General features: G+C 66.1%; 22 protein-coding genes. 18 read left to right on the top strand and 4 right to left on the bottom strand.

Features of this window, described 5'->3' with window-relative positions; genetic code table 11:
- Window positions 1–82 precede the first annotated feature (82 nt).
- Window positions 83–985: a LysR family transcriptional regulator gene (locus tag A7W11_RS16330; RefSeq protein ID WP_066415226.1), complete on the bottom strand. Its 903-nt coding sequence runs from the start codon at window positions 983–985 to the stop codon at window positions 83–85.
- A 156-nt stretch (window positions 986–1,141) separates the two neighbouring features.
- On the opposite strand from A7W11_RS16330, the gene A7W11_RS16325 reads away from it, so the two are divergent.
- The 3 genes from A7W11_RS16325 (at window position 1,142) to A7W11_RS16315 (ending at window position 3,605) form a co-directional block, all read left to right on the top strand.
- Window positions 1,142–1,843, top strand: coding sequence for an NADPH-dependent F420 reductase (locus A7W11_RS16325; RefSeq protein ID WP_218188608.1), 702 nt, complete (start codon window positions 1,142–1,144; stop codon window positions 1,841–1,843).
- Between the two features lie 76 nt (window positions 1,844–1,919).
- A complete protein-coding gene (locus tag A7W11_RS16320) occupies window positions 1,920–2,723 on the top strand; it encodes an NADPH-dependent F420 reductase (protein WP_066415221.1) in 804 nt (267 codons plus the stop codon).
- 114 nt (window positions 2,724–2,837) lie between these two features.
- The gene (locus tag A7W11_RS16315; RefSeq protein WP_066415208.1) at window positions 2,838–3,605 is read left to right on the top strand and encodes an SDR family NAD(P)-dependent oxidoreductase; all 768 of its coding nucleotides are present in this window, start codon (window positions 2,838–2,840) and stop codon (window positions 3,603–3,605) included.
- Window positions 3,606–3,882: 277 nt separating this feature from the next.
- Here the strand turns inward: A7W11_RS16315 and A7W11_RS16310 are convergent, their stop codons facing one another.
- Window positions 3,883–4,083, bottom strand: a complete 201-nt coding sequence (locus A7W11_RS16310; protein ID WP_066415205.1) for a hypothetical protein — start codon at window positions 4,081–4,083, stop codon at window positions 3,883–3,885.
- 72 nt (window positions 4,084–4,155) lie between these two features.
- Between A7W11_RS16310 and A7W11_RS16305 the strand changes: the two genes are divergently transcribed.
- From A7W11_RS16305 to A7W11_RS16295, 3 genes are all read left to right on the top strand, one after another.
- Window positions 4,156–4,809: a hypothetical protein gene (locus A7W11_RS16305; RefSeq protein WP_218188607.1), complete on the top strand. Its 654-nt coding sequence runs from the start codon at window positions 4,156–4,158 to the stop codon at window positions 4,807–4,809.
- 211 nt (window positions 4,810–5,020) lie between these two features.
- On the top strand, window positions 5,021–7,027 hold the full coding sequence (locus A7W11_RS16300) for an amidohydrolase (RefSeq protein WP_082887289.1): 2,007 nt from the start codon (window positions 5,021–5,023) through the stop codon (window positions 7,025–7,027).
- 12 nt (window positions 7,028–7,039) lie between these two features.
- Complete coding sequence (locus A7W11_RS16295; protein ID WP_066415204.1) at window positions 7,040–7,471, top strand: DoxX family protein; 432 nt, start codon at window positions 7,040–7,042, stop codon at window positions 7,469–7,471.
- A gap of 46 nt (window positions 7,472–7,517) precedes the next feature.
- Here the strand turns inward: A7W11_RS16295 and A7W11_RS16290 are convergent, their stop codons facing one another.
- Entirely contained in the window at window positions 7,518–8,894 is a 1,377-nt protein-coding gene (locus A7W11_RS16290; RefSeq protein ID WP_082887288.1) for an aminotransferase-like domain-containing protein, read from the bottom strand.
- Between the two features lie 252 nt (window positions 8,895–9,146).
- Between A7W11_RS16290 and A7W11_RS16285 the strand changes: the two genes are divergently transcribed.
- The 4 genes from A7W11_RS16285 to A7W11_RS16270 all read left to right on the top strand — a co-directional run bounded on the left by A7W11_RS16285 (window position 9,147) and on the right by A7W11_RS16270 (window position 13,737).
- The gene (locus A7W11_RS16285) at window positions 9,147–9,332 is read left to right on the top strand and encodes a hypothetical protein (RefSeq protein WP_066415195.1); all 186 of its coding nucleotides are present in this window, start codon (window positions 9,147–9,149) and stop codon (window positions 9,330–9,332) included.
- A 189-nt stretch (window positions 9,333–9,521) separates the two neighbouring features.
- A complete protein-coding gene (locus A7W11_RS16280) occupies window positions 9,522–10,031 on the top strand; it encodes a sigma-70 family RNA polymerase sigma factor (RefSeq protein WP_066415192.1) in 510 nt (169 codons plus the stop codon).
- 30 nt (window positions 10,032–10,061) lie between these two features.
- Window positions 10,062–11,123 carry a FecR domain-containing protein gene (locus tag A7W11_RS16275; protein WP_066415189.1) on the top strand — a complete coding sequence of 354 codons (1,062 nt, stop codon included), beginning with the start codon at window positions 10,062–10,064 and terminating at the stop codon, window positions 11,121–11,123.
- A 172-nt stretch (window positions 11,124–11,295) separates the two neighbouring features.
- On the top strand, window positions 11,296–13,737 hold the full coding sequence (locus A7W11_RS16270) for a TonB-dependent receptor (protein ID WP_218188606.1): 2,442 nt from the start codon (window positions 11,296–11,298) through the stop codon (window positions 13,735–13,737).
- Between the two features lie 71 nt (window positions 13,738–13,808).
- Here A7W11_RS16270 and A7W11_RS16265 read toward each other — a convergent pair whose 3' ends face one another.
- A complete protein-coding gene (locus A7W11_RS16265) occupies window positions 13,809–15,875 on the bottom strand; it encodes a helix-turn-helix domain-containing protein (protein ID WP_162270281.1) in 2,067 nt (688 codons plus the stop codon).
- Between the two features lie 200 nt (window positions 15,876–16,075).
- Between A7W11_RS16265 and A7W11_RS16260 the strand changes: the two genes are divergently transcribed.
- The 8 genes from A7W11_RS16260 (at window position 16,076) to A7W11_RS16225 (ending at window position 24,091) form a co-directional block, all read left to right on the top strand.
- Window positions 16,076–17,380: an ABC transporter substrate-binding protein gene (locus A7W11_RS16260; RefSeq protein WP_066415180.1), complete on the top strand. Its 1,305-nt coding sequence runs from the start codon at window positions 16,076–16,078 to the stop codon at window positions 17,378–17,380.
- A 16-nt stretch (window positions 17,381–17,396) separates the two neighbouring features.
- Window positions 17,397–18,302, top strand: a complete 906-nt coding sequence (locus tag A7W11_RS16255; protein ID WP_066415172.1) for a branched-chain amino acid ABC transporter permease — start codon at window positions 17,397–17,399, stop codon at window positions 18,300–18,302.
- A complete protein-coding gene (locus tag A7W11_RS16250) occupies window positions 18,302–19,246 on the top strand; it encodes a branched-chain amino acid ABC transporter permease (RefSeq protein ID WP_066415169.1) in 945 nt (314 codons plus the stop codon). The genes A7W11_RS16255 and A7W11_RS16250 overlap by 1 nt, the downstream gene beginning before the upstream one ends.
- Window positions 19,243–19,998: an ABC transporter ATP-binding protein gene (locus A7W11_RS16245; protein WP_066415166.1), complete on the top strand. Its 756-nt coding sequence runs from the start codon at window positions 19,243–19,245 to the stop codon at window positions 19,996–19,998. The genes A7W11_RS16250 and A7W11_RS16245 overlap by 4 nt, the downstream gene beginning before the upstream one ends.
- Entirely contained in the window at window positions 19,998–20,744 is a 747-nt protein-coding gene (locus A7W11_RS16240; RefSeq protein WP_082887285.1) for an ATP-binding cassette domain-containing protein, read from the top strand. The genes A7W11_RS16245 and A7W11_RS16240 overlap by 1 nt, the downstream gene beginning before the upstream one ends.
- Window positions 20,741–21,973 (top strand): CaiB/BaiF CoA transferase family protein, encoded by a 1,233-nt coding sequence (locus A7W11_RS16235; RefSeq protein ID WP_235816891.1) that lies wholly within the window; start codon window positions 20,741–20,743, stop codon window positions 21,971–21,973. Before A7W11_RS16240 ends, A7W11_RS16235 begins: the two co-directional genes overlap by 4 nt.
- Entirely contained in the window at window positions 21,973–22,728 is a 756-nt protein-coding gene (locus tag A7W11_RS16230; protein ID WP_066415164.1) for an enoyl-CoA hydratase/isomerase family protein, read from the top strand. Before A7W11_RS16235 ends, A7W11_RS16230 begins: the two co-directional genes overlap by 1 nt.
- 73 nt (window positions 22,729–22,801) lie before the next feature.
- Window positions 22,802–24,091, top strand: a complete 1,290-nt coding sequence (locus tag A7W11_RS16225) for a hydroxymethylglutaryl-CoA reductase, degradative (RefSeq protein WP_066415163.1) — start codon at window positions 22,802–22,804, stop codon at window positions 24,089–24,091.
- The last annotated feature ends 15 nt before the right edge of the window (window positions 24,092–24,106 follow it).

Genomic DNA, 24,106 nt, shown 5'->3' with positions numbered 1-24,106 from the left:
GGCGAATCCACGCGCTGCCCGCGTGCCCCGGCGCAGCCTTGAAAAGCTGATCGAAGAAGGCGTGGTGCGTCCCGTCGATGCCCTAACGTTCGGCGCCGCCCGTGAACGCCTCCAGGCAGTAATCCACGAACCTCCGCACCTTCGGATCCATATACCGGCTGGACGCGAACACCGCATGCACGGGGGCCGGCGTTTCGGCCCATCCTGGAAGCACGGCGCGCAATGATCCTTGCTCGACATACGGCCGCGCGATGAACCTGGGCAACTGCGCCACGCCCACGGCTGCCAGCGCCAGGTTCTTCGCGGAAATCGTGCTGTTGACCGCCGCGCGCGGCGCGGCCTCGATGGTGTGCGTATCCGGTCCGTTCACCAGCGCCCAACTGGACCGCCCACGCAGCGTCTTCATGATGAGATCGTGGTGCTTCAGGTCGCTCGTCCCGGATAACGCCGGCGCGCGCTTCAGGTAGCCGGGCGCCGCATACAACCCATAGTCCACCTCGCCGAGCTTGCGCGCCGACAGCCCCGAATCCGGCAACGCGCCGACGCGGATCGCAACGTCGAAGCCTTCGTGGATGATGTCGACGATACGGTTCGTGTACTCCGCTTCCACGGCCACCTTCGGCGCCAGCCGCAGGAAGTCGGCGATCCATCCGTCGACGACCATCGTGCCGAATTCGCTGCCCGCCGTGACCTTGAGCAGTCCCTTGGGTTCTCTGGCCTGTTGCGCCACCGCCGCCTCGGCCGCTTCCGCGGCGCTCAGGATGCAGACGGCGCGCTCGAAGTAATCGCGCCCGACTTCGGTCACGCTCAGCCGCCGCGTCGAGCGGGTAAGCAGCCGGGCGCTGAGCTTTTCCTCCATGCGCCGCACGATGCGGCTGACGCGCGCTTTGTCGGTGCCCAGCCGCTCGGCTGCCGTCGTGAACGAGCCGTCGGTCACCACCGCCACGAATGCCCGCATCTCGGACAGGTCGATTGATGTATTCATGGACAACAGTGTGTGGCTATTCGGCCTATTTATCAATATCGACGCCAAATCTACAGTTCGATCCATCAGGCGGCAGCTGTATCCGAGCCGCCGCAAGACCGGCCCGGGCAGGCCCGCCGCCGGCCCCTGGAAATTGAAAGATCGAACTGTGAGGACGTGTTGAAGATAGGAATCCTGAATACCGGAAACGTGGGCAGCCGCCTGGCGCGGGCCTGGGCAGCGGCGGGGCATAGCCTGGTGCTGGCCAAGGACGGCGAGGACCGCAAGCTCGCGCCGCTGCTGGCCGAGCTGGGCGGCAGCGCCCGCCTGGGCTCCATCGAGCAGGCGGCCGCCTTCGGCGAGGCGGCGCTGTTCTCGGTCTATTGGCCACGGGTGGACGCTGTGATCGACGCCGTCGGCAAGGCGCTGGACGGCAAGGTGGTGATCGAGACCATGAATCCGCTGGGCGTCACTGCCGACTTCGTCCATTTCCATGATCGGGCTTTCATGCGCGACAACTCGACCGCGCACTATCTGCAGAAGCGCCTGCCCGGCGCGCGGGTGGTGAAGGCGTTCAGCCTGCTGGCCGCCCCGGTGCTCGAGGCCGCCGCCTGGACCGCCGCTCCGGTCAAGCCCAGCGTGCTCTACGCGACGGACGATGCCGACGCCGGGCTGGTCGTGCGGGGCTTGATCGAGGACGCGGGCTTCAGGCCGGTGAATGCCGGTCCACTCGAGGCCGCCCGCCAACTGGAGCAGTTGGGCGTGCTGCTGCATCACGTCGCGCTCAACGAATTCCGTGGCGATGCGGAGCTGATCCGCCTGGGCGTGTCGATCATCGAGGCGAACCCTGGTCCCGTCGTTCGCGAACGGATCGCCTGAACCGCGGCGTGCGCCGCATGCACGTTGCATTGCATAGGCGGGTTTTCCGCCGCGTTTCTACAAAAGGATAGGCAAGATGACGCAAACCATCGGAATCATTGGCGCGGGCCTCGTCGGCAAAGCCGTCGCGCACCTGGCCGTCGCGGCCGGCTATCGGGTCGTGATCAGCAACTCGCGCGGCCCCGGGTCTCTCGCGGGGCTGATCGAGGAACTGGGGCCGTTGGCCCGCGCAGGTCTGGTCGAGGAAGCGATCGCGGCGGGCGACATCGTGTCGCTGGCCATCCCCCTGGCGGCGTACGAGAGCTTGCCCGCCGACAGGCTGGCCGGCAAGGTCGTCCTGGATCAGACGAACTACTACCCCGGCATCGGCAACTTCCGCCGCGCGGATCTCGATGCGGGCGAACTGACGTCCAGCGAGCTGGTGCAGCGCCGCCTTCGGGGCGCGAAGGTGGTCAAGGGAATGCACAACCTGGGCTGGCACCACATGCAGTACAACGCCCGGCCCCCCGGGCATGCAGAACGGACGACGCTGCCTGTCGCTGGTGACGATGCGGCCGCCAAGCAGGCCGTCACGCGCTTCATCCAGGCGGTGGGCTACGACGTGGTGGATGCGGGCTCGCTGGCCGAAAGCTGGCGCATCGAGCCCAATACGCCCATCTACTTCTGGCCGTACACGCCGTCGATTCCCGAGGGGTTGACGGATCGCGAGGCGAAGACGGCTTATCTGCAGCCGGGCGAACCCTTGTCCGCCAAGGCAGCACAAACGTTGATCGCCCAGACCCAGCGCCCGTCACCCATCGGGGGAACGCTGGAAGGGCTGCCGCCGATCCACGTGGCCCTGTTCCTCGAGCTTGCCAGCGCCGCCACCGTCCAGCGCTGAGGCATGCGTCACCTGACGCCGCCATTCCATCCCCGGCGGCATGATCGACACATCGCGCCGCCGGGCGCCAACTCTTCTTCCGCCCATTTCGCGGAGGCTTTCAAGGAATCATCCATGTTGAAGACGCTCGCCGACAAAACGGCACTGGTGACCGGCGGATCGCGCGGCATCGGCCGCGCGATCGCCCAGCGGCTGGCAGCCGATGGCGCGACGGTCGCCATCACATACCGCCAGAGCCGCACAGGCGCTGATGAAACGGTCGCGGCCATCCAGGAGGCTGGGGGCAGCGGTTTCGCGCTTCAGGCGGACCTGCTCGATACCCACGCCATCCCCGCCTTGTTCGAACAATTCGATCGCGAACTTGCCGACAGAAAAAGAAGCGGATCGCTCGATATCCTGGTCAACAATGCCGGCAATTCAGGGTGGGGCGCCTTGGCGGACGCGACGCCTGATGCGTGGGACACAATGTTCGCCGTGCATGCCCGGGCGCCTTTTTTCATGGTGCAGGCCGCGCTGGGCCGTCTGGCCGATGGCGGCCGCATCATCAACATCTCGTCGGGGGCCGGCGCGCGACCGCTGTCGGTCGTGCCGATCTATTCCATGGCCAAGGCTGCCGTCAACAACCTGACCCATTCGCTCGCCTCGGAACTGGGGCCGCGTGGGATCACGGTGAATGCCGTGGCGCCGGGATGGATACGGACAGACATGAATGCCGCGGTTCGCGAGAGTGCAGGCATGGTGCAGGCCATCGAATCGGACACCGCGCTGGGTCGCTTCGGGGAGCCCGAGGAGGTGGCGGCGGTGGTGGCGTTCCTGGCATCCGACGCAAGCCGGTGGGTGACGGCCCAGGTGATCGAAGCGAGCGGCGGCTATAAGCTCTGATTTTTGATGCGCGGGGGGCTGAGCGCCTGTAGACAAGGGCCACTTTTCTGCGCGGCCGCGAGTCCGGCACAGTCATCCCAAGCGTCGGCTGGACATCCATGCCGCGATGAATGCCTTCGTCTACCGTGCCCAGGTCTGCCGGACAGAGGCCGGGCGGGTGACCGCCGTGGCACCGGCTGACGAGCCCCAAGATCATGAAGAACGCGTGCGGGCCGAATGGGCGCTCGGATCATAGGATCGTGCTCATCACACGTTTGATGAGCACGCGCACCGTGTGTCAAGGTTGCCCGGCCATGGCCCTCAGCGGCCGGCAGGTCAGTTCCCGTTCTTGCTCGCCCGCCTTGGTCAGGCGTGCCAGGGTCCGCGTGTAAGCCCCGGAAAATCCGGCATCGAAGATCGCTTCCGGGGTGCCGGACTGGAGGATGGCGACCTTCTGTGTTTGGGTGAACGCGGCCAGTTGTTGCTTTCCAGTTGTCATCCGTTGTCCCCAGGAGCCCTGTCCGCGGCGGCTAAGATGACGTGGTCTGAAATCAGTTGAAGGAGCACTCCGATGCGCAGCGTGAAACCCATGAAGCACGGACGCCTGGCAGTCTTGGCCCCGGCGATTTCCCTGGTTTTCGCATTGGGCGCGTGTTCAGCCGACACGGATAAATCGGCTGCGGCCCCGGCAAGCGGCAGCAAGCCCGTCGCGCAAGGGTCGGCCTCGCCGTCCACCGCCGGGCAAGCCGCCGCACCGGCGCCTGCCGCCGCCAGCTCGACTCCCGCCGCTTCCGCAAAAGTCATCGGCCTGGAGGGCCTGGGCGACTTGCGCATCGGCCAACCCGTGCCCAAAGGCACGTCATGGGCCGAGCGCGGCGCGCAGACGGGTGCCGAATGCCGCACCGTCAGCTCGCCTGCTTATCCCGGCGTGTACGGCATGGTTGTCGATGGCAAGGTCCAGCGCATCACGGTCGGCAAACGATCGGATGTGAAACTGGCCGAAGGTATCGGCACCGGCGCCACCGAGAAGGAAGTGAATCAGTGGTTCGCCGGTTTCCGCTCGGAACCCCACAAGTACGAAAGCGCGCCAGCCAAGTACCTGACCGCGCCGAATGCGCCCAATGGCAGTTCGGCCTTGCGGTTCGAGATAGGCCAGGACGGAAAGGTGAGCTTCATACACGTCGGCACGATGCCTGTGCTGGCTTACGTGGAAGGCTGCGCTTGACGCGGTAAACACTCCCCCATAGGCAAAAGGCCGAAGCCATAGGGGCTGCCCCCGGGAAGTCGGAGGGAAACCATCTGTGGGGGGCGGTTTACCCTTTTCGGCCCTTGCTTCGCTATACGCCGTTGGTATAGGGTCGCCCACCCAAGGTGCGATTGTCCGCGACGCGCCACCATGAAAACCTACATGCCGCTAAATACATGAGGAGAGTGGCATGGCTTCGCGTCGACAAGTCCTGGGTGCGGCATCTACGCTGGCATCCGCATTCGCGCTGAATGGCGTGCTGGGCGGCCGGGCAATCGCCGGTTCGCTGACCGCGCCCGGCGCGCCGCTGCCGGAAGGTCCGCCGGACGTCATCTTCTACAACGGCCGCTTCACCACGCTGGATCGCGCCAATCCCGACGCGGGCGCCGTCGCCGTCAAGGCCGGCCGTTTCGTGGCCGTGGGCAGCGACCGAGAGGTACTGCGCCTGGCCGGCACGAACACCCGTCTGGTGAACCTGAAGAAAAAGAGCGTGCTGCCCGGCCTTTACGACAACCACACGCACGTAGTGCGCGGTGGCTTGAACTACAACATGGAGTTGCGCTGGGACGGGGTGCGTTCGCTGGCCGACGCCATGGACATGCTGCGCCGCCAGGTTGCCAACACACCAGCGCCGCAGTGGGTGCGCGTGGTGGGGGGCTTCACCGAACATCAGTTCATCGAGAAGCGGCTGCCGACCATTGAAGAGATCAATGCCGTCGCACCCGACACGCCGGTCTTCCTGCTGCATCTGTACGATCGCGCGCTGCTGAACGCCGCCGCGCTGCGGGTGGTGGGCTATACGAAGACCACGCCCGATCCCGAGGGCGGGCAGATCATCCGTGATTCGAACGGCAATCCGACGGGCCTGTTGCTGGCCAGGCCCAACGCCACCATCCTGTATTCCACGCTGGCCAAGGGCCCCAAGCTGCCGTTCGATTACCAGTTGAACTCCACCCGCCATTTCATGCGGGAGCTGAACCGCCTGGGCGTGACAGGCGTGATCGACGCTGGCGGCGGCTACCAGAATTATCCGGACGACTACGCGGTCATCCAGAAGCTGGCGGACGACGACCAGATGACGGTGCGCCTGGCCTACAACCTGTTCACGCAGAAGCCGAAACAGGAAAAGGAGGACTTCCTGAAGTGGACATCGTCCGTGAAGTACAAGCAGGGCGACGATTACTTCCGCCACAACGGGGCGGGCGAGATGCTGGTGTTCTCGGCCGCCGACTTCGAGGATTTCCGGGTCGAGCGGCCCGACATGCCGCCGGAGATGGAGGGCGAGCTGGAAGAGGTGGCGCGCGTGCTGGTGCAGAACAAGTGGCCCTGGCGCCTGCACGCCACGTATGACGAGACGATCTCGCGCGCGCTGGACGTGTTCGAGAAGGTGCATCGCGATACGCCGCTGACCGGCATCAATTGGTTCTTCGACCACGCGGAAACGATCTCGGACAAGTCGATCGACCGCATCGCCGCATTGGGCGGCGGTATCGCCGTCCAGCACCGCATGGCTTACCAAGGCGAGTACTTCGTCGAGCGATATGGCGCCAAAGCTGCCCAGGCCACGCCGCCGGTCAAGCGCATCCTGGAGAAGGGCGTGAAGATCTCGGCGGGTACGGATGCCACGCGGGTGGCTTCATACAACCCGTGGATATCGCTGTCGTGGATGACGACGGGCAAGACGGTGGGCGGCATGCCGCTGTATCCGCACAAGAACCTGCTGGACCGTGAGACCGCGCTGCGCATGTGGACGGAGAACGTGGCGTGGTTCTCGAACGACGAGGGCAAGCGCGGCCGTATCCAGGTGGGACAGTTCGCGGACATGATCGTGCCGTCCAAGGACTTCTTCGCCGTGGCGGACGAGGAAATCTCGTTCCTGACCTCGGACCTGACCATCGTGGGCGGCCATGTGGTTTTCGGCGCCGGCGACTTCGCGGCGCTGGATGAAAATGCGCCACCGCCCGCCATGCCCGACTGGTCGCCCACGCGGCTGTTCGGCGGTTATGCGGCCTGGGGCGACCCCGAGGGCGCGGGCCGCAACTCGCTGGAATACAAGCGCTTCGCGGCGGCGTGCGGGTGCGCCAGCGCGTGCGGCCTGCATGGCCACAGCCATGTGAACGCCTGGGCGTCCAGCGTGCCGGCGGCAGACCACAAGTCGTTCTTCGGCGCGCTGGGTTGCTCCTGCTGGGCTGTGTAAAGGATCGAAGCCATGTCCAATCTCTCGACCTCTTTGTCCAACGTCGCGCGGCCCGTGCTGGGCGGGCGTCTCGCGCGCTTCATCGCCTATCTGGGGCTTTGCGCGGCGTATCTGCAGGGCGGCCTGGTGAAGTTGACCGACTTCCCGGGCGCCATCGCCGAGATGACGCATTTCGGCTTGGCGCCGGCGCCGTTCTTCGCGGTGGTGGTGATCGTGCTCGAGATCGCCGCATCCGTCATGATCCTTGTCGGCTGGTACCGCTGGATCGGCGCGCTGGCGCTGGCCGTGTTCACCTTGATGGCCACCTTCGTGGCCTTGCAGTTCTGGACGATGCCCGTGGGGCAGGCCCGGTTCTTCGCGGGGAACTCGTTCTTCGAACATCTGGGCCTGGTGGGAGGATTCCTGCTGGTGATCTGGCAGGATCTGAACGAGCGGCGGCAATAGGGAAGGCGCAGCGGGTTCGCGCCGTTGTGGACCGTCCTAGGCTCAGTCAGACAACGGTTGAAACCCGCCTGCCCAGATCGCCCTTGAGCAGTTCGGCCAACCGGGTCAGGCCCTGCGTCAGGCGTATCCGATCAATCGCTCCCCCCAATGAGACGCGAAGCGCTGCGGGGGTGAACGACCCCGTGGCAAACGACTCCGAGTCGGTGACACTCAGGCCTTGTTGCAGCGCTGTCTGCGTGAGCCGGTATACGTCGATATGGCGCGGCAACTGAAGCCAGAGGTGCAGCCCATTGGGGTCGGCCTGAATCGCCCCTGGCAGGATGGACGCCGCGATGACTTGCCGCTGCTGCATCTCGCTCTTGACCTGCGCCAGCCATTGAACGGCGGCACCCGATTCTATCCAGGTCGACGCCATTTCAGTCATCCAGGGCGTGGGCATCAGGGCCAGCGAACGCAGGGCATCGAGCACCGGGCTTAACGGCTCGCCAGTGGGGACGACCAAATAGGCGGTTCGAAGGCCTGGCGCTATGCATTTCGATAGCGTCGAGACGTAATAGACCGGCGTGGAGGACGTGCCGGCGGCCAATGAGAACACCGTGCTCGGCGGACGTTCGGCCAACAGCCAGTAGGGATCGTCTTCAATGACTGGCAGCGCGTATTTCTCTGCGACACGCAACAGCTCGGTTCGTCGCTCGGTCGAGAGCGTCAGGGCGGTCGGGTTCTGAATCGTCGGATTCAAGTACAACAGGGCGGGGAGGTTTTCCGCACACACGCGTTCGAGGTCGGCAGGATCCATGCCAAGTTCATCCGACTTCACCCCGACGGCCTGGCGCTGGAGCAAGCGGGCCGCGGCCAGGAATCCTGGGTACGTCAATTCATCGCAGGCGATGGCATCGCCAGACTGGCTCTTGGCCAGCAGCAGTGCCGCGATGGCGGTCTGAGCGCCAGGGCACACCACGATCCGGTCAAGGTCCGTGTCGCCAGTCATGGGCCGTAGCCATTTCGCCCCTGCGGCACGATGCCGATTCGCCCCTGCGCCCACGTGATAGCTCATCAGATCCATCGAGCTTGCGGTGGCTTGAGCCGCGCCGCTGCACTGCGCAAGCATGTGCGAAAACTCCGCATTGCCGAGCAACGGCGGGATGTTCATTCCCAGATCGATCGTCCCCGCTGTATCCGATCCGGAATAGGCCACATAGGTCCCGCCGGCTCCTTGAGCTTCCAGGAGCCCTTTCTGGCGCACTTCCGTGTAGGCACGGGTGACGGTCGTGAGGTCGACACCCAGTGCCTGGGCCAGTTCGCGCTGTGTGGGCAGGCGGTCGCCGGGCCGAAGTACGCCGTCCTCGACCGCGGTAACGATCTGCGTGGTGATCTGCTGGTACCGAGCGCCCGCGCCCACGCCAAGGGGGCGCACCCAAGACATGTTTGCTCTTTTCAGGCGCCGCGTGAGAGACATGTCTTCCCTTGATGTATGGATTTTCGGCAATTTCAGCGCAGAGGCGGAGTCCATACAAAAACTAAGAATTTCAAATTATTGTATGGATTTTGGAAGTAGAATTCGAACTCTTGTATGGATTATAGCGCCCGCCCCGTTCATCCTTGAAGTGGTTCGGCATCGGGCGGATGCCTTGCGTGATCCTCACGGCGATCGGTCGTTTGTGTCCACGGGTTGTGAATGAAGCTGCTGAAGCAGCGTGTTGAGGAAATGATGGATTTTTGGGTCCCTGTAGTCTTAGGTGCGTTCAAGCTCATCGTGCTGGGCACGTGTTTGTTCTTTGCCGTCAAGTCTCATTACGATGGGGCAAGGTTGGAGAAAGAGAAGGCAGCGAAGGCGAAGGCCGAGGAGATGAAAGGACCCTAGAGGGAGCGACGCCGCGAGGTTGCTCGAAAGCCACACCGGCCGCTTTCACGCAAGGGGCCCGTCCGTATCGAGTGGGGCAGGCTCTGGATCTTTGCAGCGGGGTGTATTGCTAAACCGTCCTGGTGCGCAGCATAATTGATAGTTGTTCTCATTCATTGTGCTGGTCCATGAAGGCCAGATTGCCTATTCATGCACCCGCATTCGCCGGCCGCGCGCGTTCACGAACTTTATTGCGATCATCACGGATGGCTGCAGGGCTGGCTGCGGCAGCGCCTGGGCAATTCGTTCGACGCGGCGGATCTTGCCCATGACACCTTCCTGCGGGTGCTGGGACGTGGACAGCGTGAATCCATCCGCGAACCTCGCGCCTACCTGGCCACCATAGCGAACGGCCTGGTCGTCAGCCACTGGCGCAGGCGCGACCTGGAACGCGCCTGGCTCGAGACCCTGGCCGCGCAACCGCAAGCCGTCGTGCCGTCGGTGGAAGACCGGGCGATCATTCTCGAGGTGCTGGAGCGCATCGCGCGCATGCTGGACGGCCTGCCCAGGCGTTGCCGGGACGTGTTCCTGCTCTGCCAGCTGGACGGCCTGACGTACCCGCAGATTGCCGAGCATCTGGGGCTTACCGTGAACGTGGTCCAGAAAGACATGACGCGCGCGGTGAGCCATTGCTTCGAGATTCTGCTGGGCGAGGACTGACGCCGGGCCATGGAGAAGATTCCGGGTCTCATGACTGAGGCGCGTGGTGCCGACCAAGTGGCGGCTTCGACAGGCAGCCGTATTCGCGGCGGTGTTCAGCCGCTGTCGGAGCAGGTCCGCCAGCAGGCCATCTCCTGGTATGTGCGCATGGCGTCTGGCACGCAAAGCGCCCAGGACGAGCAGGCTTTCGATCAATGGCACCAAGCGCATCCCGACCACGCGCGGGCATGGCGATACATGCAGGAGATGGGAGGGCGGCTGCGCAACGGCGCCCAGATGCTGACGCCCGGCGTGGCGCACGTCACGTTGCAACGGGCGGCCACGGCCGGCGGACGGCGCCGGGCGCTCAAGGCGCTTGCCTTGGTCGGCGCGGGTGGAACCGCCTGGTATCTGGTGCAGCAGCCGGCCTTGCGGCACATGCCTTTCGGGTATCTGCTGGCCGACGTACGCACGGGCAAGGGCGAGCAGCGCACCTTGACGCTCGAGGATGGCACCCGCGTCATGCTCAATACCGCCAGCGCCATCGACGTGCGCTTCGATGCGCGGCAGCGGCGGATCCTGTTGCACGCGGGCGAGATTCTGCTGACGACCGGGCGCGATGCTGCCGGCAGGCCGTTCGAGGTGGTCACCGCCGAAGGCACCCTGACGCCGGTGGGCACGCGATTCGTCGTTCGGCACGAGGCTGGCGAGGGGGCGGATGCCAGCACCACGCTGGCCGTGATCGAAGGCGCCGTGGACGTACGGCCGCACGACGGACCCGCAGCGTCCGCGCGCGTACAGGCTGGACAGCAGTTGCGCTTCACGCGCGGCGGCATGGCGCCACAGTCGGCGGTGGACGAAGCCAGCCTGGCCTGGATGGACGGCACGTTCGTCGCGGAGGGCATGAGGCTCGACCAGTTTCTCGCGCAACTGAGCCACTATCGCCCGGGCGTGTTGCGATGGTCCGACGAGGTGGCCGGTTTGCGTATCACCGGGTCCTGGCCGCTGCGAGGCGAGCATGCCACGGACGCGATCCTCGAGTCCATGCAGCGCCGCTTGCCCGTCAAGGTCAGCCGGATGACGCGGTATTGGGTCAGCGTGGGGCCCCGCTGACGGGGCCGGTCTTCACCGTTACAAATTTTTCGGCAGGTTTTCGTGGTTCGTGCGGCCTACCCAGGAAGAAAGCACTGAACGGGTCTGCGGGCTCCAGGGTGCTTGAACCCGTGATCCGCATCCGCACAGGAATCCCATGGCCGTTTTCTCTCGTACCTTCAAACGTTCTCACATGTGTATGGCCCCGGCCACCAAGTTGCGGGGCACGCCGCCGCGCCGCGCGCCGGCGGGCTCCACGCTGTTCTGCCTGTGGCTGGGCATGGCCGCGGTCGCTGCCGCCGCGCCGTCGACGACGCGGGCGGCGGCCAGCGCCCAGGGGGTTCATCAGTTCGACATTCCGGCGGCAACGCTGGACCAGGCCCTGGGTGCCCTCGGGCGCCAGTCGGGCGCGGTCATCTCGGTGGATGCGGCCATGACGGCAGGCCTGGGCAGCAATGGGCTGTCCGGACGCTACACCACTTTGCAGGCACTGCGGCGCCTGCTGCAGGGCACCGGCCTGGATCCCGTCGTCGAATCCAATGGGGAGTACACCTTGCGCAAACTGGCGCCGGTGGGCGAGACCACGACGTTGCAACAGGTCACGGTGATCGGCGACCGCGCGTTGTCGGGTGGCTTGCCGCAGACCTATGCCGGTGGGCAAACGGCGCGCGGCGGCCGTGCGGGGTTGCTGGGCAATCAGGATGTGATGGATCTGCCCTACAGCATGTCCAGCTACACGGAGAGCTTTTTGCGCGCCAATAGCGCCAAGACGATCGCGGACGCGGTGGCTTACGACCCTTCGGTCATGGTCAGCCAGACCGGAGGCATGGTCGATTCCTACTCGATCCGGGGATTTCCGATTGCCGAAGGCAACGTGGGTGAGACGGCCTTCAATGGAGTCTATGGCGTGGCGCCCAACTATCGGGCCTTCACGCCTTACGTCGAGCGGGTCGAGGTGTTGAAGGGGGCGACGGGCTTGCTGTACGGCATATCGCCGGACGGGGGCGTGGGGGGCGTCATCAACGTGGTGCCCAAGCGTGCGGCGGACGAGCCCATCACGCGGCTGAGCGCCAATTATGGGCTGAGGTCGGTGGCTGGCGTGCAGGCCGACGTGGGCCGCCGCTTCGGGGATGAGCAGCAGTGGGGCGTGCGCGTCAACGGCAGCCACGAACAGGGCGATACGTCCGTCGACAACCAGCATCGCAAGGTAACCGTCGGGGCATTGGGCCTGGATTACCGCGATGAAAAGCTCTCCGCCAGTCTGGACCTGGTGCAGCAGAACGAAGACTGGGATGCACCGTCACGCGTGTTCTCGGTGGGGGCGGGCATCGCCGTGCCCGATGCGCCGAACGGACACCGCAATGCGGCGCAGTCATGGGGATGGTCCAAGCTGGAGGACCGCTCGGCCCTGCTGGATCTCGAATACCGCGTCAACGACCGGCTGACGTTCTTCGGCAACGCCGGCCATGGCGAATCCAAGGTCGACCGGTTGTTCGACCAGCAGATGGTGTTCTCGAACAGCGCGGGCGATTTCTCGAGCACGCCGCGCTACGGCATTTTCAAGGTCGAACGCAACACGGCATCGGCCGGGGCGCGGCTTGGCTTCGAGACGGGCGCGATCCGCCACACGGCCACTATCCAGGCCACGGCTCTGGAGGTGACCAACTATCAGAACTCGGCCGACGGAACCCGCCTTACGTCGAACCTGTATTCGCCGGTGCGCTATCCGGAACAGGATGTCGCCAAGCCTGGCAACCTGCCTCGCGTGGCGAATTCGCGGCTGAACAGCCTGGCCCTGTCGGATACCTTGTCGATGCTGGACGACCGGGTACAGCTGATCGCCGGTGCGCGCTACGTGCAGATCGACGCGGACAACTGGGACCGCGTCACGGGCGCGCGCACCAGCCAGTACAGCGATCAGGCGTGGACGCCCGCCCTGGGCCTGATCTACCGGCCCAGTCCTTCCACCATGCTGTACACGAGCTACATCGAAGGCCTGTCGCGCGGTGACGTGGCGCCGCAGACGGCAAGCAACGAGGGCGAGATGCTGGCACCCTACAAATCGCGTCAGTATGAGGTCGGGTTCAAGGCGGACTTCGACCGCGTGATGGCGACCGTCAGCCTGTTCCAGATCGTCAAGCCCAGCGCCTTCGTCGAGAACGGCGTGTTCGGCGCCAACGGCAAGCAACGCAATCGGGGGGTGGAGTTGAGCCTGCAGGGCGAACCGGTGAAGGGCGTGCGGCTGCTGGGCGGCATGACGTGGCTGGATGCCGAGCTGACCCGGACGTCCGACCCCGCCTTGCGCGGCAATCATCCGATCGGCGTACCCAATTGGCATGCCACGCTGGGTGCGGAGTGGGATCTGCCCGGGATGCGCGGCGTGACCCTGACGTCGGGCGTGATCCATTCGGCCAGGCAGTACGTCAATCAGCAGAACAACGCCTACCTGCCGGCCTGGACGCGCGTCGACGTCGGGGCCCGCTACGTCACCGCCCTGCAGGGCCGGGACGTGACGTTCCAGCTCAATCTGCAGAATGTGTTCAACAAGTCGTACTGGTCCGGCGTGTCGCAGTACGGCGCATTTGCGTTGGGGACGTCGCGGACGTTGAGCCTGTCGGCCAGCGTGGCGTTCTGATCCGGAGCTGCTCGCAGAGGCGGCGTACGACGGGACGCGTCGTAGCCGCCTGCCGCGCTGGCGGACGGGGCTCAGTGCGCGTCGCCCGCCGGCCGTTGCAATCCCGATCGCAGCGATTGCAGCCTGAGCGCTACGTGCAGCTCCAGAAATCTTCCGTCCTGGCGCCATCCCTTGAGCAGATCATCCACGGTTTCCAGCCGCTGCCGCAGCGTGTTGACGTGTATGCCCAGCGCATCGGCCGTGGCCTTGGCGTTCTGCGCGTGCTCCAGGTAGGCCAGTAGCGTTCCCGTCAGGTCGGTGTTGCGCCGCTGGTCATGCGACACGAGCCTGCCGAGCGTCGCATCGATGAAGCCGGACACATCCACGACCTGCCGCTGTTCGAACAGCAGGGAATACATCGACAGCATGGCCTCGGGCGCGACCTCGCGCGAGCGGCCCAGGGCGCGCAGGATGTCGATGCCCCGCTTCAGCGCGCGGAAGCACGAGGGCAGAGCATCCACCCGGGATAACGGCCCGGACAGCACGCCCAGCGGCGTCAGCCGCTCGTCCGCCAGCAGCGTGTCATGCAGTGCCTGGTCCAATTGGGCAGCCGATGTATCGGCGCAGAGGGCCACGATCAGCCCTTCGAATTCTTCCATCAGCGTGTCTCGGGGCACGCCCGCGCGCATGCGGCGTAACGCGTACTCGATATCGCGGCCCTCGACGCTGATCACGGCCATGCGCAGCGGATCGGCCAGGCTCAGTCCGAACGGTTTGGTGCGCGATTGCAGCGCCGACAGGCCTTCCTGCTGCCAGCTCACCAGCGCACGGATGGCGGCGGCGGATTCATTGCTGACGACCAGTTCACTGCGTTCCTGCGACAGCAGCACGACGCCCGCGACCAGCGCGCCGCGCTCGAACGTCCGGATCCGCGTGGGGGTGATGAGGTGATTCGACGCGATCAGCAGCGCGCCCAGCAGCCGGTCTGCACCCATGAGCGCGGCGACGCGGATGTGTACGCCATTGGAATCGCACTCGACTTCCTGTGACCGTCCGGATCTGCGGCCTGCGCCCAGGGCTTGATGCACGGCATCCTGCACGGGCATGGACTGCAACAACACGGGCAGAGGATTGCCGCGCGCTCCGCCGTCATCGCCGGCCTTGTCCTCAGCCGCATCGCTTGCGAGCCGCCGGGCCTGCGTCTGCTGCGTCAGTTGCTCCGCTTCGTCCAGCAGCACGACGTGCCCGTCCAGCAGTTGGCCCACCATTTCCATCAGGTCCAGCATCGTGCAGCCGCGCGCCACCAGCTTGGTCATCTGCTCCTGCGCGTCCGCCGCGGCCTCGATCTCTTCCGCCTGCCGGTGCAGCGAGGCGTTCGCTTCGCTGGCCCGCTGCAGGGCGACCTGCGCTTCCTGGAACAGCCTGGCGTTCTCGATGGCGATCGCGGCTTGCGCCGCCAGCGTCGACAGCAGCGCCACCTCCCAAGGTTCGTGCCGGCGCGGATGGCGGTCGCAGATGCACAGCATGCCGATGCAATGATTGCCCACCATCAAGGGAGCGCCCAGCAGCGACCGCACGCCTTCGTCGCGGATCGCCAGGTCGATGCCCTGATCGTGCGCAAACCCTGCGTCCAGCAGGTAATCGCTGCTGTGATAGGGCGTCTTGTGCTTGAGCACATGGCCGCAGATGCCGTGGTCGATCGGCACGCGCACGTTCTTGAAGCGCTCGGAGATCGCGCCGTCGGTAGCGCGGATGTAGAAGTCGTTGCGCAGCCGGTCGAAGTTGGTCAGGTAGCCGATGTGCGAGCCGAATATCTGCCGCGCCCGCCGCACGATGGCGCCCAGCACCATGTCCAGGTCACGGATGGCGGTCAGGTCCTGCGCGGTCTCCAGCACCACGGCCAGGCTGCGTTCGCGTTGCTGCTGCAGCATCTGCTGTTCGCAGATGGCCAGCGCGGCGCGGATGCTGCCGGTCAGCACGCAACGCAAGGCCGGGTCTGGAACGTCGGTATCGACGCGCGACAGCAGGTCGTCGTATTCGCGCATGGCGGCGTTGCGCTGCAGCATGCTCAGCAGCCCGGCCTGCAGCGCGCCAGGATTCTCCAATACCAAAGCCGGGCCATCAGTGTGCACCGCCGTGACGGCGTCTTGTGTCGTCAACACAGTCTGTCTCCCCCGCGTACTGTCGACGCGTTCAGTGAAAACCCTTGATACCGCGAGCCGCCGCCCAGGCCTATGTGGATAGGCCACACAAGAGCGGCGAATTAGTGGAGGCATGAACCATATTCATTCGCTGCTTCAGGCGGCACCATGCACCTACTAAAACACATTATCAGTCCAAAGGCTGAGGAGACAGACCTGTGAAATCGCTCACCAGAATCCTGGGTGTAGGTGCGGCCCTGCTCGCCCTGTCCACCGCTGCTTACGCCCAGCAGCAGCCCCGTCCGGCCGAATTGAAGCTTGGCATGAGCACCTTCATGACCGGCTCGGCCTCGGTGCTGGGCGCGCCGGCCAAGGCGGCCGCCGACATGTGGATCGAGGCGTTCAATGCCGCCGGCGGCATCGACGGCGTGAAGCTCAAGCCGACGTGGATCGACGAAGGGCAGGGCGCGGACAAGTTCCTGTCGGAGTATCGGCGCCTGGCGCAGGAGCCCGGCGAGAAGCTGATGCTGTCGGCCATCTCCAGCGGCTACTGCAACGCGCTGGCGCCGGTGGCGGAAGACCTGAAGGTGGTGAACATCCTGTGGGAATGCTCCAGCGAAAAGGTGCTGGAGGAACGCCGTTACCACTACGTGTTCCGCACCGGCCCCAACGGCACCATGGAGATGGTGGCCGCCGTGCTGCACTTGCTGAAGACCAAGCCGGATTTCAAGACGCTGGCGGTGGTGAACCAGGACTACGCCTGGGGCCGCGATTCGTGGGAGATCTTCAAGTACACGTTGCAGGCGTTGAAGCCCGACGTGAAGATCGTGGCCGAGCTGTTTCCGAAGTTCGGCGCGCCGGACTTCTCGACCGAGGTGACGCGCCTGCAGGCTCTGCGTCCGGACGTGGTGCTGTCCACGGCCTGGGGCGGCGACCTGGACACCTTCCTGCGCCAGGCCTCGCAGCGCGGGCTGCTGAAGAACTCGCAGTTCGTGCTGCCGCTGGCGGATTCCTCGCTGGAGCGCCTGGGCGATGCGGTGCCGCCGGGCGTGATCGTGGGATTCGTGGGCGATGGCTATTTCGCCGACCCCGAGTTCGCCCAGGATCCGGAAACCAGTGCCTTCGTGCGGAAGTTCAAGCAGAAAACCGGCGCTTATCCCAACTTCGCGGTCTATCACATGATCCAGGCGCTGAAGGCCTCGACGGGCGCCTACAAAAAGGCCATCGCGGCCAATGGCGGCAAGTGGCCGACGGCGGAACAGGTGGCCGCCGCCCTGCGCACCTCCGAGTACCGCGGCCTGTCGCGCCCGATCCGCATGCGCGAGGACGGCCAGGCGCTGCAAGGCCAGCTGTACGGCATCACCCGCAAGGACAGCTCGCAGTCCTTCCCGGTGGTGGGCGACCTGGTGTTCTACCCCGCCGAGCACCTGACCCCGCCGGTGGGGCAGAAGTCGGTGGACTGGGTGAAGACGCTCAAGCCCGATCTGCTGCAGAACAGCCAGGCCAAGCGAGTCGGCCACTGAGCCGCCCGGACCCGTCATGGATCTGAATCTGTTCCTGCTGGCCGGCGTGGACGGCCTGTCCTACGCCAGCCTGCTGTTCCTCATCTCGCTGGGCCTGACGTTGATCTGCGGCGTGTTCGGCGTGATCAACGTCGCCCACGGCAGCCTGTACGCCTTCGGCGGCTACAGCGCGGCCACGGTGCTGACGTGGCTGATGCCGCACAACACGTCCACGCCAGTGATGGTGCTGGCGTTGTTCCTGTCCGCCGCCGTCGTGGGCGGCGCGCTGGGCATGTTGCTGGAACGCGGCCTGCTGCGCTTCTTCCAGGACCGTGATCCCGTGCTGCAACTGCTGGTGACCTTCGCGGCCTTCATGTTCCTGGAGGACCTGCAACGCATGATCTGGGGCTCCACCCCGATGAACGCGGGCGAGCTGGTCGGCCGCATGGGCACGACCGAACTGGTGGGCGTGACCTTCATGAACTATCAACTGGTCTTTCTTCCGGCGATCGCGCTGGCGGCCTACGCGGGGTTGCAGTGCCTGCTGAAGCGCTCGATCGCCGGACGGCAGATCGTGGCGGTGATCCATCACCGCGAGGTGGCCACGGCGCTGGGCATCAACGCGGCGCGGGTCGGCACGCTGACTTTCGCCTTGGCGGGCGCATTGGGCGCCCTGGGCGGCGCGCTGTCGATACCGTTGACGTCGTTCACGCCGGGCCTGGGCGCGGAGATGATCGTGACCTCGTTCGCGGTGATCGCCACGGCGGGCCTGGGGCAGATCGCGGGGGCGCTGGTGGCGGCCGTGCTGATCGGCCTGGCCCGTGCGCTGGCGGTCTATACGCAACCCGAGCTGGAAGTCGTGATGCCGTATCTGATGATGGTGGCGGTGCTGCTGGTCCGCCCGTATGGACTCTTTTCCGCCACGGCGGCCCGGAGGATCTGATGTCGCGCGGGTTGATACTCGTGGCGGTGGCGGCGCTGCTGGCGGCGGGGTGGTGGCTGCCGGGGTCGCGCGTGCCGGTGACCATTTTCCTTTGCTATGGCCTGGCGGCCCTGGGCCTGACGGTGCTGATGCGGGCGGGGCAGGTGTCCTTCGGCCATGCGATGTACGCGGCCATCGGCGGCTACGGCACGGCCTTCACGGCGCGCTACGTGCCCGGCGTGGATGCGCTGGTGGCGGTGGGCGCGGGTGTGCTGGCCAGCCTGTGCTTCGGCGCCATCGTGGCGGCGTTCGTATCGCGCTATCGCGGCATCTTCTTCGGCATGCTGAACCTGGGCATCTCGATGGTGCTGTTCGCGCTGGCCGGCAAGCTGTATGCGTACACCGGCGGCACGGACGGCCTGCGTTTCGAGCGGCCGGCCTTGCTGGGCATGACGCTGGATCGCGGCGAGTTCGAACTGGCGGTGCTGGTGATCGTGCTGGGTCTGGCCGTGGTGCTGGGCGGGCTGGTGCAGCGTTACTTCATGTCGTCGGCCGGTCAGGTCATGCTGGCGATCCGCACCAACGAGACGCGACTGGAATACATCGGCGTGTCGGCGCGGGCCACGCTGGCGCAGGGCTATGTGCTGTCGGCCGGCCTGGTGGGGCTGTCGGGGGCGCTGTTGAGCCTGGAGCAGGGCCTGGTCACGCCGGAAAGCGGCTACTGGATCCGCTCGGGCGAGTATGTGTTCATCGCCATCCTGGGCGGTTCCGGGCACGCCATCGGCGCGTTCCTGGGCGCGGCCGTGTTCGAGGCCATCAAGCAGGTTGCGGCCATGTACTTCACCAATGCGTGGCAGATGCTGCTGGGCGTGACGCTGGTGGCGGTCATCTTCTTCGCGCCCACGGGGATTGTCGGTTGGCTGCGTCGCACCCGCGCGCGGCCCGCCCTGGGAGACGCGTCATGACGGCGGCACGCACCGAGCTGCTGCGCACGGAAGGCCTGACGCTGCGGTTCGGCGGGGTGAACGCGGCCGACGGCATCGACTTCGCCCTGCATCAGGGCGAGCACCTGGCGGTGATCGGCGCCAATGGCGCTGGCAAGACCACCTTCATCAACATCTGCACCGGCTACCTGAAACCGTCCAGCGGCAAGGTCTTCCTGGAGGGCGCGGACATCACGCGCAAGGGGCCGCGCCAGATCGCGCGGCTGGGCGTGGGGCGCTCGTTCCAGCTGCCGCAGCTGTTCCTGGACCACACGGTGCGGCAATGCCTGGAACTGGCGTCGGTCAGCCGGCAAGGCACGCTGTCGCGCTGGGTGTCGCTGTCGCGCGCCGCCGATGCCAAGGCGGTGGCCGAGATGCTGGCCTTGGTCGAACTGGAACAGTATGCCGACCATCCCACGACCTCGTTGCCGGAGGGGCGCCGAAAACTGCTGGACGTGGGCATCGCACTGATGCTGGAACCCAAGCTGGTGATCATGGACGAGCCCACCAGCGGGGTGTCGTCCGAGGACAAGCACGGCGTGATGCAGACGCTGATGCGGGCGCTGGAGTCGCGCAAGGTGACCAGTTGGTTCGTCGAGCACGACGTGGACATCGTCCTGAAGTACGCCACGCGGGTCGCCGCCTGGATCGATGGCCGCATCGCGGCCGACGGCACGCCGCAATCGGTCTTCGCCGATCCGGTCGTGCGCCGCGAAGTGCTGGGGGAACGTTGATGCTGCACATCCAGGGAATGAACGTCGACCTGGCCGGGCATGCCGTGCTGCGCAACGTGGACATCACGGTCGAGCCCGGCCAGACGGTGGCCGTGATCGGCCGCAACGGTGCGGGCAAGACCACGTTGCTTCGCAGCATCATGGGCCTGGTGACGCTGCGGTCGGGGCAGTTGCTGCTGGACGGCGACGACCTGGCCAGGCGGCCCGCGGCGCGGCGCGCGGCGGCGGGATTCGGCTATGCGCCGGAAGACCGCGTGATCCTGCCCACGCTGACCGTGCGGCAGAACATCACCTTGCCGTGCGACGTGCTGCGCGTGCCGGCCAGGGAAATCCAGCAGCGGATGGACGCCGTGCTGGGCAGCGTGCCGCAGTTGAAGGCGCTGCTGCCACGCTCGGGGGCCGCGCTGTCGGGCGGCCAGGGAAAGATCGTGGCGCTGGCGCGCGCGCTGATGGTGGGCACGCGTTTCGTGCTGCTGGACGAGCCGTTCCAGGGCCTGGCGCCCGCGCTGGCGATCCAGTACGGCGAGTCGCTGCGCGCCCTGCGGGCTTCGCATCCGCACCTGTGCGTGGTGGTGACGGAGTCCAACGCCTCGCTGCTGGAAGACGTGCAGAGCCGCACCTTGTATATCGAGCGCGGCCATGTGGAACTGGCGCGGCCCACGGCGATGGCGCATGCCGATCATGCGCTACAGGCCGTGCGCGAAGCGATCCTGCCTGAATACGCTACACCGGAGACGACGAAGTGAATCCTGATCTGACGCAATTGCCGATGGGAGAGGGCCCCTTGCGGGGCTTGGTGGTGATCGACGTGACGCGCGTGGTCGCCGGGCCCTATTGCACCATGATGCTGGCCGACCTGGGGGCCACGGTGATAAAGGTCGAGAATCCCGCCGAGCCCGATTACGTGCGCACGTTTCCGCCCTTCGTGCAGGGCGAGGCCGGCCAGGCCAGCGCGTTCTTCGCCCAGTACAACCGCCACAAGCTGGGCGTCAGCCTGGACCTGAAGTCCGAACAGGGCCGCGCCTTGCTGCGCGAACTGGTGGGCCGCGCCGATCTGCTGGTGGAGAATTTCCGTCCTGGCACGATGGCGCGCATGGGCCTGGGCTACGACACGTTGAAGGAAGCGAATCCCCGATTGATCTACGTGTCGATCAGCGGTTTCGGCCAGACCGGCCCCAATACCCGCCGGCCGGCCTACGACAACAGCGCGCAGGCCACGGGCGGCCTGTGGTCGATCAATGGCGAAAAGGGCAAGGCGCCGCTGCGCGTGGGCACCATCATCGGTGACCTGTCGGCCTCGTTCTACGCGGCCATCGCCGCGCTGGCCGCGGTGATCGAGATGCGCCAGACCGGCCTGGGCCAACTGGTGGACGTGGCCCAGCAGGATTCGGTGGTGACGCTGACCGAGCACGCTGTCGTCAACTACACGGTGGACGGTATCGTCGGCGAGCCATTGGGTAACGATCATCCCTTCGTGCGGCCCTACGGCCAGTACGCCTGCAAGGACGGGTTCGTGTTCTTCGGCGCGTACACGGACAAGTTCTGGGCCGAGGCGTGCCGGCTGTTCGGTGAACCGGAGCTGATCCACGATCCCGAGATCGACACCATGGCCAAGCGCTTCGAAGAGACTGTCTATCAGAAGCGGGTGCTGCCCATCGTGCAGCGCTGGTGCGCTTCTCGCACCAAGGCCGAGCTGGAGGCCCTGGCCGGCGACGCCATCCCCGTCACGCCCATCAAGACCATGGCCGAGGTGGTGGCCGATCCGCATCTGCAAGCGCGCGACATGTTCGTGCCGGTACAGGTGGATGGCGCCCAGGTGCAGGCCTTCGGCAGCCCCATGAAGCTGTCGCGCACACCCGTGCAGGCGCGTGGCGCGGCGCCGGGCTTCGGCCAGCACAACGAGGTGGTGCTCAAAGGCTGGTTGGGCGTGGAAGCGGCGGATTACGAGCGCTTCGTGGCCGAAGGAGTGATCTGATGGGCATCACCTACGAGGTGCGCGAGGGCATCGCGCACGTCCGCTTCAACCGGCCGGAGAAGCTCAACGCGCTGACCTTGGCGATGTACGAGGACCTGGGCGGCGCTTTCCTGCGGGCCAACGAGGACGCGGAGGTCCGGGTGATCCTGCTGGGCGCCCATGGCGACCGGGCCTTCTGCGTGGGGGCCGACCTGGGCGAGTCGATCCCCGCGCTGGCCGAAGGTCGATTCGACATCTCGGAATGGGATGGCGCACACCTCAAGCGGAACGGTTTCTACAAACCCGTGGTGGCTGCCATCAACGGGCTGTGCCTGGGCGGCGGCTTCGAGATCATGCTGGCCACCGACATCCGTATCGCGTCGGAGACGGCGTCGTTCGCCTTGCCCGAGGCCGCGCTGGGCTTCGTGCCCGCGGGCGGCACGCTGGTGCGGCTGGTGCGGCAGATTCCCTATGCGCAGGCCATGGAACTGATGCTGATGTCCGAGCGCGTATCGGCTGCGCGGTTGGCGCAGATCGGCCTGTTGAATCGCGTCGTGCCCGCGGACCAGCTGGAATCCGAGGCGCTGCGTGTGGCGCAGGCCATCGCCCGGCAAGGCCGGGTGGCCGTGTCGGTGATAAAGGAAGCCGCGCTGACGCTGACCCATCTGCCCCTGGACGAGGCCTTCCATCGCGAGGCCGCGCTGGGCCAGCGCGCGTTCACTTGCGACGAAGCCAGGGAAGGCCTGCGCCGCTTCCTGTCCCGCAAGGCTTCATGACCTTTTCTGCATCACCTGTACGGCGCTGCCGCCGTCATTCCCGATCAAACGAACCTTTTATTGGAGACATTTCATGGCCGACTCGCGCCTGCCCAATTTCCGTGCCCTGACGCCCGCCGAACGCCTGAAGCACATCGCCAACGCGGTATCGCTGAACGACGATGAAGTCTCTTTGCTGGCCCTGCCCGGCGCCTTGCCGGTCTCGCGCGCCGACGGCATGATCGAGAACGTCGTCGGCACCTTCGAACTGCCGTTCGCCGTGGCGGGCAACTTCCGGGTCAATGGCCGCGACGTGCTGGTGCCCATGGCGGTGGAAGAGCCGTCCATCGTGGCCGCCGCCTCGTTCATGGCCAAGCTGGCGCGCGACACCGGCGGCTTCGAGACTTCCAGCACCGGCCCCATCATGCGCGCCCAGGTGCAGATCCTGGGCGTGCAGGATCCATACGGCGCACGCCTGGCCTTGCTGAAGCACCGCGACGAGATCCTGGCGCTGGCCAACAGCCGCGACAAGGTGTTGATCGGCCTGGGCGGCGGCTGCCGCGACATCGAGATCCACGTGTTTCCGGACACGCCGCGCGGCGCCATGGTGGTGATGCACCTGATCGTGGACGTGCGCGACGCCATGGGCGCCAATACCGTCAACACCATGGCCGAATCAGTATCGCCCCTGGTGGAGAAGCTGACGGGCGGGCAGGTGCGGCTGCGCATCCTGTCCAATCTGGCCGACCTGCGCCTGGCGCGCGCCCGGGTGCGCCTGACGCCCGAGACGCTGAAGACCAAGGAGCGCAGCGGCCAGGAGATCGTGGAAGGCGTGATCGACGCCTATACCTTCGCGGCGGTGGATCCGTACCGCGCGGCCACGCACAACAAGGGCATCATGAACGGCATCGACCCCATCATCGTCGCCACGGGCAACGACTGGCGCGCGGTGGAGGCGGGCGCGCATGCCTGGGCGTGCCGTGGCGGCCGTTATACCTCGTTGAGCACGTGGGAGAAGGACGCGTCGGGCGCGCTGGTCGGCACCATCGAGATGCCCATGCCCGTGGGCCTGGTGGGCGGGGCGACCAAGACGCATCCGCTGGCGCAGCTGTCCTTGAAGATCATGGGCGTGAACACGGCGCAGGAGCTGGGCGAGATCTCGGTGGCGGTGGGGCTGGCGCAGAACCTGGGCGCATTGCGGGCGCTGGCCACCGAAGGCATCCAGCGCGGGCACATGGCGCTGCATGCGCGCAACATTGCGTTGGTGGCGGGCGCGGTGGGCGATGAGATCGACGCCGTGGCCAGGCAGATGGCGGCCGAGCACGACGTGCGCACGGACCGGGCGGTGGCGTTGCTGGAGCAGTTGCGCGGAAGGGGGGGCTAAGGCAGACCGGGTCGG

Source organism: Bordetella ansorpii (assembly GCF_900078315.1).
In the GTDB taxonomy this organism is placed as follows: Bacteria; Pseudomonadota; Gammaproteobacteria; order Burkholderiales; family Burkholderiaceae_B; genus Bordetella; species Bordetella ansorpii.
The sequence above is the reverse complement of the archived record's forward strand: the minus strand, read 5'-3'. Positions and strand labels throughout refer to the sequence as shown.